This is a genomic window from Pseudoalteromonas aurantia 208 (genome assembly GCF_014858725.1).
In the GTDB taxonomy this organism is placed as follows: domain Bacteria; phylum Pseudomonadota; class Gammaproteobacteria; order Enterobacterales; family Alteromonadaceae; genus Pseudoalteromonas; species Pseudoalteromonas aurantia.
Genome location: NZ_AQGV01000012.1, coordinates 791,303 through 803,700, shown reverse-complemented (window position 1 = coordinate 803,700; position 12,398 = coordinate 791,303). Strand labels below are relative to the sequence as shown.

At 36.9% G+C, this 12,398-nt stretch carries 7 protein-coding genes; 4 read left to right on the top strand and 3 right to left on the bottom strand.

All coding sequences use genetic code 11. The annotated features are described in order from the left end of the window. Positions 1 to 208 precede the first annotated feature (208 nt). Genes PAUR_RS07500 through PAUR_RS07490 form a run of 3 tightly spaced genes read left to right on the top strand, consistent with a single transcriptional unit; the run spans position 209 to position 2,605 of the window. Positions 209 to 880 carry a response regulator transcription factor gene (locus PAUR_RS07500; protein WP_192507161.1) on the top strand — a complete coding sequence of 224 codons (672 nt, stop codon included), beginning with the start codon at positions 209 to 211 and terminating at the stop codon, positions 878 to 880. After that, positions 880 to 2,163 carry a sensor histidine kinase gene (locus PAUR_RS07495; protein WP_192507160.1) on the top strand — a complete coding sequence of 428 codons (1,284 nt, stop codon included), beginning with the start codon at positions 880 to 882 and terminating at the stop codon, positions 2,161 to 2,163. The genes PAUR_RS07500 and PAUR_RS07495 overlap by 1 nt, the downstream gene beginning before the upstream one ends. Before the next feature lie 37 nt (positions 2,164 to 2,200). Beyond that, complete coding sequence (locus PAUR_RS07490; RefSeq protein WP_192507159.1) at positions 2,201 to 2,605, top strand: DUF1801 domain-containing protein; 405 nt, start codon at positions 2,201 to 2,203, stop codon at positions 2,603 to 2,605. A gap of 41 nt (positions 2,606 to 2,646) precedes the next feature. Here the strand turns inward: PAUR_RS07490 and PAUR_RS07485 are convergent, their stop codons facing one another. After that, positions 2,647 to 4,176: a DUF3369 domain-containing protein gene (locus PAUR_RS07485; protein WP_192507158.1), complete on the bottom strand. Its 1,530-nt coding sequence runs from the start codon at positions 4,174 to 4,176 to the stop codon at positions 2,647 to 2,649. A 12-nt stretch (positions 4,177 to 4,188) separates the two neighbouring features. Continuing rightward, positions 4,189 to 5,838, bottom strand: a complete 1,650-nt coding sequence (locus PAUR_RS07480; RefSeq protein ID WP_192507157.1) for a sensor histidine kinase — start codon at positions 5,836 to 5,838, stop codon at positions 4,189 to 4,191. A gap of 156 nt (positions 5,839 to 5,994) precedes the next feature. Between PAUR_RS07480 and PAUR_RS07475 the strand changes: the two genes are divergently transcribed. Next, entirely contained in the window at positions 5,995 to 6,855 is an 861-nt protein-coding gene (locus tag PAUR_RS07475; protein WP_192507156.1) for a type 2 periplasmic-binding domain-containing protein, read from the top strand. Between the two features lie 362 nt (positions 6,856 to 7,217). Here PAUR_RS07475 and PAUR_RS07470 read toward each other — a convergent pair whose 3' ends face one another. Further along, complete coding sequence (locus PAUR_RS07470; protein ID WP_192507155.1) at positions 7,218 to 12,155, bottom strand: leucine-rich repeat domain-containing protein; 4,938 nt, start codon at positions 12,153 to 12,155, stop codon at positions 7,218 to 7,220. Positions 12,156 to 12,398 lie beyond the last annotated feature (243 nt).

The window sequence follows — 12,398 nt, the reverse complement described above, 5'->3', positions numbered from 1 at the left end:
AAATGACCATTACAATGGTATATTACGCGTCATTAAAGTACTTCATTTACCTTAATGCCATGTTAATAACGACACTGTCACAATGCTGGTCTACAGCGCAAGTCTGCGCTACTTAAAAATATATTACTCATCATGCTATGCAATTTTGACCAAATGATTAATGTGCTATCAGCTATGATGTATAAATAACGCAATAGAGAGTATTAAATTGAAAGTATTAATCGTCGAAGATGATAAAGACCTGTCGCTCGCTATATCCGATTACCTGGAAATGCATGGCGCTGAATGTGACTTTGCATATGATGGAAAAATGGGTGTAGAGCTTAGTATTAACAACCCATTTGACTGCATTATTCTTGATCTCATGCTGCCAAAAATACATGGTTTTGATGTATGTAAAACTCTAAGAGAACAAGGGTGTTTGACCCCTATACTCATGCTTACAGCGTGCGATACAGACGAAGAACAACTAATGGGGTTTGCAGCCGGGTTAGATGATTATGTGACTAAACCTTGTCATATGTCATTACTATGGGCGCGGCTTCAAGCGCTTCACCGCCGTAATAATCCAATATTAGCCAGTTTTATCGTCGGTGATTTGTCCATTTTCCCCAAAGAACACAGAGCAATGAGAGCTGATACTGAACTCAAGCTCACACCTACTGGCTGGAAAATCTTGGAGTTTCTCGCTAGAAATAGCCCTCAAGTGGTTACAAAAACACAGTTGGAGGAGCATATTTGGCCACATGAAGATGTTGAAACTGGTACGCTCAACGTACACCTTCATCAGCTGAGGAAAGTAGTTGATAAACCATTTCCTGCCACGCTTATTCACACACATGTGGGTGTTGGGTTATCACTTAGAGAAGCAACTACTTGATGACAGAGCATATTACAAAACAAGCAGCCCAGAGTATCGCTGAACGCACTAAACGACAACTCATATCTATTGCCATAGTACTGTTTATAACATGTCTTGCTTTTGTCATTATATTCGTTATTTATGTCGTAGACGCAACAACAGATAGCTACTTGCGTTTAGAAGCAAACAGCGTGATAAATCAGATTAATGTGAATAAAAATATTAAATTGCCGCAGCGTAAAGAGTTTAGTGCTTACCGTTCCTGGCAACAAATCCCCATTGATATAAGGCAACTATTTGATAAAAATAAACTTAAGCTTATGTCTCCTGTGACAATCGAACGTACTTCTGAATTAGGCCAAAGAGACTATGTTTATATCTTATATAGTAAAGTCAAAGACTACGGGGGCATCTACTTTACAGGCGTTGAAGACGCGAAAAATGCTGACCAGTTTCTAACCCCGCTATTTACCAACGCTTTCATTCATGCCTTAGTTTTAATTGCTGTATTATTCTCTGCCCTGTATTTTGTTATATCTTGGATTTTAAGGCGCGCGTTGGAGCCATTAACAGCCCTTGTAGCTTGGTCTAAAAAAATTCAAGATAACCCCAAAGAAGACATCTACTTAGACTTTTCAATTAGTGAACTAAATCAAATTGCAGACCAGTTAATGACTAACATCAAACAAATGAATGCGCTTAACGAACGTGAACGTTTGTTTCTAAAACATGCCAGTCATGAGCTAAGAACTCCCTTAGCCACGATACAAGCATCGTTAGATACCATCAATTTGAGAATAAAAGTTTCCGACGCAAACCACCCATCATTAACGAGAGCGCTCAGAGCCAGCAATAATATGATCAATTTGTCTGATACCTTGCTTTGGCTGGCACGTGAGTCCAATAAAAAAATACCAAAAAAGCAAATTTCAATTCGTCAATGCTGTAAAGAAATCATTCAATTTCAAAGCTATTTACTCAAAGGTAAACCCGTCACTACTGAATTATCCCAAACTGATCACACCGTCGATATAGAAGACGAACTGTTGCGTATTATACTTTCCAATGTAATTCGAAATGCTTTTCAACATAGTTTTGCTGGCACCGTTTCTATTAACCTGTATGAAGATCATATCATCATTAGCAATCTGGTAAATACTAACGAAGAATCAGATACACAGTGTTTCGGACTGGGGTTACAGTTAGTAGAAAAAATAGCCTTAAAAATAAATTGGCATTTTAATTTTGCCATTAAAAACAACATCGCTACCGTCATAATAAATTGGCAAACTCGCCAATAACAATACCACTAATTATTTATCCCGTTAGGAGTCATATATGAAGAAAGTGATTGCAGATAAATTCAACGCTTATCCTGACGATATTTGTTTGAAGCTCACTTATCTACGTCGTTTAATTGTCAACACGGCCACTGAGCTCAGTGCAGGTGTTCTGGAGGAAACGCTAAAATGGGGCGAACCTAGCTTTAAGGTTAAATCAGGAACCGCTATTCGCCTTGATTGGAAAAACACATATCCAGATAGCTATTTTCTGTTCTTTAATTGTAATACCAAGCTCGTCGATACATTTCGGCAACTATACCCTAATGAACTACAGTACCAAGGCAATCGAGCAATTGTGTTAAATCGTTCACAAGCCATTCCTGAACAGGCTATTACACACTGTATAAAACTGGCGTTAACCTACCACAAGATAAAGCATCTTCCCTTGCTCGGCACATAATAATTAGCCCTTAATCCAAGCCACAACTCTGTATTTGCACGCTAATCTGGATATGAATCCATTATATGTGTCACTTTATCAATGTTCTCGATGAATAAGTCAACTAACTTTGGATCAAAATGCTCACCTTTTTCTTCGTTCAACAACGCGACAACCTCCTCTAATGGCCATGCCTCCTTGTAACATCGAGAATGCGATAACGCATCAAATACATCAACCAGCGCAACGATACGACCAAATATATGAATATCTTCGCCAGCAAGACCATTAGGATACCCTTTCCCGTTATACTTTTCATGATGTTGACCTGCAACAATCGCGGCCGCTTTCAGCACTGGTCGTTTAGAGCGTGCGAAAATATCATGGCCAATCGAAACATGGCTTTTCATTATTTCCCATTCAGATGCATCAAGCTTACCTGGCTTTAATAACACCGAATCAGGAATCGCCACTTTTCCTACATCGTGCATTGGCGATGCCATAAATAGTTGATTGGCTTCATCTTCAGCTAGCCCCGCCCATTCAGCCAATGCTTTTGATAAGTGGGATACACGCCTAACATGATTTGCAGCTTCTTTTGATCGACTTTCAACAACTTCACCCAACGTGTCGATGATCTCTGACTGCGTATCAAAGATTTCTTTATCAAGGGCCAAGTTTTCAAATGCAACGGATATATTATGAGAAAACAATTCTAGTAATTGCCTGTCTAACGCGTCAATCTGGCCTACTCGCTCTAGGTAAATTAAGTTAATACCTGTATTCGTCGTTGGAAAATACCCAACAAATGCACCGGCATTCAGTATACTTTTCTGCTCAGCGCAAGCTCGGTTAAATAACGCAATAATGTTTTCTGGCAGATCGGGAGTAACGCCCACTGTGGGTTGTAACACTCCTGTCGCGGCGATTATTTCAAAGTTATCGTTAACCTTTTTTACAGCACAATTACTGGTTTCTCCACATAACGCATTTTTATCTACATGAAGTAAAGATGCCAGTTGCACCAACAGCCCATTAGCGAACTTATCTAGAGAGCGGATCCTAAACAAACTTGCAGTAGAATCAATGACCTTTTCAAGCCCCACTCTGTGGTTTTCTAACATAGCACGGGCATTCTCAATCGACAAAATATCACGATACCCCCGCAGGCCGGTATACATCACAGTAAACAATTTATCACTGCTTAGATTTGTTTTTTCTTTGTAATCGTTAATATCATAATTAACGATTATTTCTCTTTCTGGAGCTTGTCCGGGTTGGCCTGTTCTTAAAATAATACGTACAAAAGTATTTTTTAATTCTTCTCTTATATACTGTGCAACCAACAAACCCGCGTCGTCAGACTCCATCACTACATCTAAAAATACCAATGCAATATCTGAGTGTGCCGCCAAAATTTCTTTTGCTTGAGATCCACTATAGGCACTTAAGAATTCAATTTTTTTATCGTCAAATTCAAACCGACCTAGTGTTATTTTCGTGACTGTATGAATATCGGGCTCATCATCCACAATGAGTACTTTCCATGATTCTTTCGGCTTGCTATCCGATTTAGACTTTTTTTTAAACATATTGCTGCCTATCTACTTATCAGATAATGTTCGTGGCGTAGAAATTAAGAATGTACTGCCCCCGTCAAGTTCACTTTTAACTGAAATAGAGCCATGTAATTTTTGCGTCACTATATTATAAATAATATTCATACCTAACCCTGATCCCCCATTTGAACGATTAGTCGTGAAGAAGGGATCAAATATTCTCTCAATTGTGTCAACACTCATCCCTTTGCCATTGTCTTTAAACTCGAAAAGCAGTTGCTGTGCCTCTAATTGAAAAGTCAATGTCACCGTACCTTGTTGGCCCTTGTCATACGCATGAATTAAGGTATTCTGAATCAAATTTGTGAAGATTTGTGCCCACGCACCTGGGTAACTTGTCATCATCAGTACTTGTTGTTCACACTGCACATTAAAATGCACAGCGCTTTGTTTTAATTGGCTGTGCATGCTCGTCATGGTTTCTTTTAAATAATCTAAAATATCAAACTGACGAATTTCTTCTGATGATTGGTCCACTGCCACTTGTTTAAAGCTTTTCACCAAGTTTGCCGCTCTGGCCAAACTGACATGAATTGTTTTCGCCAACTCTGCTGAATCTTTTGTAAAACGCACAAAGTCATCTTCTTCTAATTCTCCTGCTTTAAACTGCTTATTAATATCTTCAACCATGTGTTCAAAATGAGAAATGCCAGTCAAACTTAACCCCACAGGGGTATTTATTTCATGCGCCACCCCTGCAACTAATCCACCCAATGACGCCAGCTTTTCAGATTCAATTAACTTTCCTTGTGCAAGTTTCAGATCTTCGAGAGACTGCGCCAATGCAACTTCTCGTTGTTGACGTATCGCAACTTCTTCTTTAAGCGCTTCGCGTTCAACATCAAGTTGAGTTACCGTCCGATTTAATTTTTCGGTGCGTTCAATCACTCTTTCTTCAAGCTCTTGATTAACTGTGTCTAACTTTTTGATTGTCTCTACTGTTTTATCCATCATGCTATTGAGTGCATTTTGAACAACCCCGAGTTCATCATTGTTATTTTTTGCAATGCTAATACGTTTAAATACAGCATGGTCAGGGTCAATCGAATTTGCATGCTGTGCTAACATGCCAAGTGGCACCGTCAGTAATTTTCTAAACACGATGGTGACTAGTACCACCAACGCCATCGTTTTAATAACAGCATTTATCGCAAGCGTATAAACACCAGACTTAATGCTGTTAATAATGACACTTCGATCTGAATATAACCGCACCTGACCTAAGTCAGTGCCCTCATCATTCATTGTTTTGATCAACGTAAATTCATGCCAAAATAACCCCTCTTTTTCAGCTGTGCGCTCAAGCGTGTTACCACTAGAGAACAGAACTTTTTTGTCGGCGCCCATCACTTCAACACCTGTAATGTCTGGCAACCCTTTTATACTTTCCGCAGTAATGTTTAATTGCTCAAGATCATAGTTCCACAAATCGGTCGCCAATATGTCATGAAATGTTTGCTCTGATGCTTCAAGCACATTTTGTACTTCATTTTTGGCATCTTGGTATTCCACAGCAATATGTATACCTGTCACGAGCAAGGTTAAGAGGAAATAAATAGACAATACAGAGCTTAGTAACCTCATCGAAATAGAGTTTTTAATCGACTTAGTATCAAGTGCTAACAATTCAACCATTACAAACAACCCATACAACATGTCTATAAAACTTAGTCGCTATTTACAAAAGTGGGTAGCCATTTTGTTTTATATCACCGTATAAGTGGTTCACTTGCCTAACAGAAGCGGCACTCTATACTTAAAAAAACCGCTACTATAGTGAGCTTAAATACAATGCATCATGTTTTAATACTGATTTTTGGTTTGATTTTTATACTGCCTAGCTATGGTCAAACATTAAAGGTAAGAGGCGCTCAATCAGAATTTGATAGTACACATGACTACTATATTGGGTTAATAAAGCTTGCGTATGAAAAGATCGACAAGCCAGTCGATATCACATTCGCACCTTATATGGTGCAACAACGAGCTCTGAATGAGCTCAAAGCTGGTCGACTTATTGATATTTATTGGGCTGGCACTGACTCTGAACGAGAAAGTGCCCTTGGTTTTGTCCCCATTCCTTTAGTTAAGGGGTTGCTCGGTTATAGAGTTTTTACTGCGCATAAACGTGCCATTGAAAAACTCAAAAAAATATCAACGTTAGAACAACTCAAGCAGCATCGGCTATGTCAAGGCTCCCATTGGCCCGATACCGATATTATGATTGCTGCGGGGCTAAATGTTATGCCAAATACCATCTATGAGAACATGTTTAAACAAGCGTATTCTGGACGGTGTTTTGCTTTTCCAAGAGGAATTAATGAAGCACATTCCGAAGTAATATCTAGAAATCAGACTATGCCTGACCTCATCGTATATGATAAATTAATTCTCAAATATCCATTTCCAATGTACTTTTTTACTCGTAAAAACAACCATGAACTCATAACGAACCTCGCAAATGGACTCAACAAAGCGATTGAGGATGGCAGCTTTGATAAATATATGAAAACCCATAGCTCTACTAAACACTTATTTCCACTTTCAAAATGGCAGTCGAGTTCAGTTATTCATATTGATAACCCTTTTCTGGATCCCAACAGAAATATTACTGATCCAAAATACTGGGTGAGTTTAGGCATTAAAAATTAAAGTAATTTATAATTCATGATTTGAATCTGTGCCTTTATCAGTAAAGTTTTCTATGTTCATTGAAACTTACGTAGAATACAACCTCCCTCATTTATGTGATATTGGGTAAAATGGACTCTTTCCAGTACTACAATAGATCTGACAATCCATACAAAAAAGCACGACTTACACATCGTGCTATTAAATAACAATAAAGCGTTGCAAACAAATTAAAGCATTCGTTATTCGTGCCACCACAGATTCAAATTCACAGTACACTAAATCAAGACTTTGTGGCTATGAAATTATTTCAAAGTCTATTTTAAATTTTTCTCTTTACCCTATCACGGGCATTCCGCTAGGGTTACGACTATACTAGGGTTTTAATTTTGCAAAGTACATGCAGCCCCAGTACAACTCACTCCTGCATCATATTTAAGTGAACTCAGCTGCGTGTTTAACACAACATCTAGATTCGTTAAATTATTTCTAAGTAAATTAACACTTTCTAACTGCAAACTTTTACTTAAATCAATACTCGTTAGTGAATTACGCTCTAACTCCAACTGCTTCAACATAGATACATTGGTTAAATCTATATCGGAGAGCTGATTAAAATTGAGATTAAGCTCAAGCAATTCGGTATTTTTTGATAGATCCAGCGTCAAAAAATCATTACTGTATAGCCTTAGTGAAGTTAACGCGACATTATTACTTACATCGATATTTGTCAGTTGATTACTACCTAAACTCAACTCCGCTAATTGAATATTCTCAGTGAGGTCAATACTGGAAATTTCATTATTGTATGCTTTTAAACTTGCTAGTTTAATATTTTTCGATATATCTAAGGTGGCCAAGTTATTTCGATAAATATTAAAATCAACAAGTGCAACATTGTTAGTGGTATCGACAACAGTTAATGCATTATCAGCCAACTGAAGTTGTTCAAGTGCTATATTTTTACTCACATCAATGTTGGATAGGCTATTCTCATACACGCTTAGTATTTTCAGTTCTACGTTAGTGCCTACATCAATTTGAGATAACTCGTTTCTATAAACTTCTAAAGCCTGTAATTTTACATTTTTAGACACATCTAAAAAGCCAAGCTTATTGTTACTTAAATCAATAACACTTAAGCTGGGGTTGTTTGTCAGATCAATGCTTGAGAAGTTGTTATTGCTTAAATTTAATTCCTGTAACAGAGGCAGGAGTACAGTATCAATAGCTGATAATTGATTCCCATACAAACTTACTTTAGATAGTTTTAAATTATTAGACAGGTCAACATCTATAAAATTATTGTTGTAAGCGCTAAATTCAACTAATTCCAAATTTTTAGATATATCTATAGTGTTCAAGACATTCCCTCCAACATTGAGTGTTGAAAGTACAGTATTTTCATTCACATTAATATCCGCAAGCTTATTTCCATATAGCTTCAAGCTTGATAATGACATGTTTTTAGAAACATCTATCACCTCTAACTTATTATCACCAACACTGAGTTCTTTTAATAAAGTATTACGCGAGACATCTATTCCTGAAATTTCATTACTATATAAACTTAAAACCAGCAATTTTGAATTTGCAGATACATCAATCTCTGACAGTTGATTTTCATACGCTCTCAACTGCAACAGATTGGTGTGACTCGTAACATCTATACTCGTAATTTTGTTTGCTCCAACACTCAAAAATTTCAACTCTTTATTATTTTCAATATCAATTTCTGTCAATTTATTCTCGAACAAGCTCACTGTTACCAACTTTGGATTGAAAGATAAATTAATTTCAGTAAGTTGATTTTGTGCGGCATGAAGTTCGGTAAGCGCTATATTATTTGCAACATCGAGTTGTGATAAATTATTGTTATCAACACTCAATTTCAATAAGTTCAAGTTATTGTCGACATTTAGCTCCAATAGTTTGTTTTGATCAACCGATAAACTTATTAGGTCATGATTTAATGACACATCTAATACTGTTATTTGATTATTATCTAGGTCTAGCGTTTTTAAAAACGTATTTTTTGTGACATCTACACTTGTCAGCGCATTTCCATCTAATAATAAAGATGTTAATAACAAGTTCGATGTAACATCAATACTTTCCAGTTGACTATCATTTAAACTAAGTGATGTAAGTGCTGCATTATTGAGCACATTAAGCGAGGTTAATTTATTATTAGTTAAATTAAAAAAGACTAATTCAGCATTATTTTCAACATTAATGCCTGTTAAATTGTTATTCTCTAAACTAAGTGATGTCAACTTCCCATTATTACTCACATCTATACTACTCAGTAAGTTATTGTCTGCACTCAATGTCTCTAAAATAAAATTACGGCTTATGTCTAGGGTAGTTACCTGATTACTGTCCAGTTCCAGAATTTGTAGTGCTATATTATTAGTCACATCAATCTTACTAAGTTGATTTCCATTCAACCCCAATCGAACCAACAAAACATTTTTAGAAATATCAATATCGGTCAGTAAATTGCGATCAAGGTCCAACCTTGTTAGAAATAAATTTTGACTAACATCAATCGTAATTAGTTGGTTATTATCTAAACTTAATATACTAAGTGCGAGGTTGTCAGCGATGTTTATCGCTGTTAATTTATTATCATCTAGGTGCAACGTATCAAGTAACTGATTACTAGTAACATTAATACTATTAAGCTGATTACTATCAAGGTCCAGCCGAGTCAAAGCGGTATTTCGAGTAACATCAATCGTGCTCAATTGATTATTATTCAGCCCTAACGTTTCCAGTAAAGTGTTGTTCGATACATCAATACTGCTAAGCTGATTTGAATCTAAACCCAATGTAGTTAGTTGCGTATTTGCACTCACGTCGATGTTAGTCAACTGGTTACTATCAAGGTCCAGCCGAGTCAAAGCGGTATTTCGAGTAACATCAATCGTGCTCAATTGATTGTTATTCAGTCCCAACATTTCCAGTAAAGTGTTGTTCGATACATCAATACTGCTGAGCTGATTTGAATCTAAACCCAATGTAGTTAGTTGCGTATTTGCACTCACGTCGATGTTAGTCAACTGGTTACTATCAAGGTCCAGCCGAGTCAAAGCGGTATTTCGAGTAACATCAATCGTGCTCAATTGATTGTTATTCAGTCCCAACATTTCCAGTAAAGTGTTGTTCGATACATCAATACTGCTGAGCTGATTTGAATCTAAACCCAATGTAGTTAGTTGCGTATTTGCACTCACGTCGATGTTAGTCAACTGGTTACTATCAAGGTCCAGCCGAGTCAAAGCGGTATTTCGAGTAACATCAATCGTGCTCAATTGATTGTTATTCAGTCCCAACGTTTCCAGTAAAGTGTTGTTCGATACATCAATGCTGCTAAGCTGATTTGAATCTAAACCCAATGACGCCAGTTGTGTATTTGCACTCACGTTCATGTTTGTGAGTTGATTGTTGTCTAAATCTAACCGAGTCAAGGCTGTATTACGAGTAACATCAATGGCACTTAACTGGTTATTATTCAGTCCTAACGTTTCCAGTAAAGTGTTGTTCGATACATCAATGCTGCTAAGCTGATTTGAATCTAAACCCAATGAAGTTAGTTGCGTATTTGCACTCACGTCGATGTTAGTCAACTGGTTACTATCAAGGTCCAGCCGAGTCAAAGCGGTATTTCGAGTAACATCAATCGTGCTCAATTGATTGTTATTCAGCCCTAACGTTTCCAGTAAAGTGTTGTTCGATACACCAATGCTGCTAAGCTGATTTGAATCTAAACCCAATGAAGTTAGTTGCGTATTTGCACTCACGTTCATGTTTGTGAGTTGATTGTTGTCTAAATCTAATCGAGTCAAGGCTGTATTACGAGTAACATCAATGGCACTTAACTGGTTATTATTCAGCCCTAACGTTTCCAGTAAAGTGTTGTTCGATACATCAATGCTGCTAAGCTGATTTGAATCTAAACTCAATGACGCCAGTTGCGTATTTGCACTCACGTCGATGTTAGTCAACTGGTTACTATCAAGGTCCAGCCGAGTCAAAGCGGTATTTCGAGTAACATCAATCGTGCTCAATTGATTGTTATTCAGTCCCAACATTTCCAGTAAAGTGTTGTTCGATACATCAATGCTGCTAAGCTGATTTGAATCTAAACCCAATGTAGTCAGTTGCGTATTTGCACTCACGTTGATCTGAGTTAGTTGGTTATTATCAAGGTTTAACAATGTTAAAGCTGTATTACGAGTTGTATCAATCGAGTTCAATAGGTTAGTGTTTAAATCAAGCACCACTAACGCTGTATTTTTTGAAACATCTATGTGTAATAACTGATTTTTATATAGCCGTAATTCCTTTAGTCGAGCGTTGCTCGAGATATCAATTTCATCAAGTTTGTTTCCCCCAAGACTCACATCTTTTAATAACTTATTATTGGATAGGTTTATTGTAGATAACTGATTATCATATGCTTTAAAGTTCGTTAAGGATTTATTATTATTTAAGTTAATACTCTCTAGCGCATTTTCATAAACTCTCAGCTCAATTAGCTGGCTGTTGTGCGTCAAATCAATGTTCGTTAGCTTATTATTACCTAAGCTTAAATCCGTCAGTTTACTATTTTTAGACACATCGATTGTATTCAATTGATTATTAGAAAGCTGTAACTTTGTTAGATCAAGGTTCTTAGTGACTGATAAACTTGATAAGCTATTGTTTCTTAGGTCTAGCTCTTTCAAATCGGATAGTGCTGAAACATCGAGTTCGGTCAGTAAGTTACCATTTAAACTTAACGAAACTAACCCTGTATTTTTAGAAAGGTCGATTGTAGTTAGCTGGCTATTGTCTAACTTAATGCGCGTCAATTTAATTAACTGCGAAATGCCCACCATTGAGTCTATCGCATAGCCATCACAACTTAACGATGTAACTTCATGAATAAAATTATTACCGCTATCTGACATACATTTTAGTAACTGTGGGTCAGCAATAACACTTGATACACTTACTTTCGGTTTAAATACGACAGAAACAGTACAATTAGTCTGAATTAATCCCGTTGTATAGGTTGTTCCTGACAAATTACCGCTGCACCCAGTGACGCTATCTAAAAAGTATCCCTCACCGGCGAGCATATTAACCACAGCCGATTTGCCAAATTCAACATCTATACTTTCTCGGCTGCTGGTTCCTTGTCCGTCAATATCAATAGACACACGATAGGTCTGCGCAAATGGTTTATCATTTCCTTTATCTGAGCCTCCCCCACATCCACACAAAAATACCAGTAGGAAAAATGTACTCAAGCTCAGTTTCATTATTTTCATTAGTCAGTCTTCTATAAATATGCACAAATGCTGATTCACAGAAACAGTAAATAGACTTATTTACCGTCCTTATCTCACCCAACAATCTAAATAACTTTGTATGTGGGAAATGATTAATACAAAGCCATTACTTAGTATGAACTACATAAGTAAGTTTAACGGCTAAAGGCAATGATGAATAGTTATTATAGTACTATCATACTAGATTTATAGTGATAGGAGACAGGTAAAGACTCAAGCAGT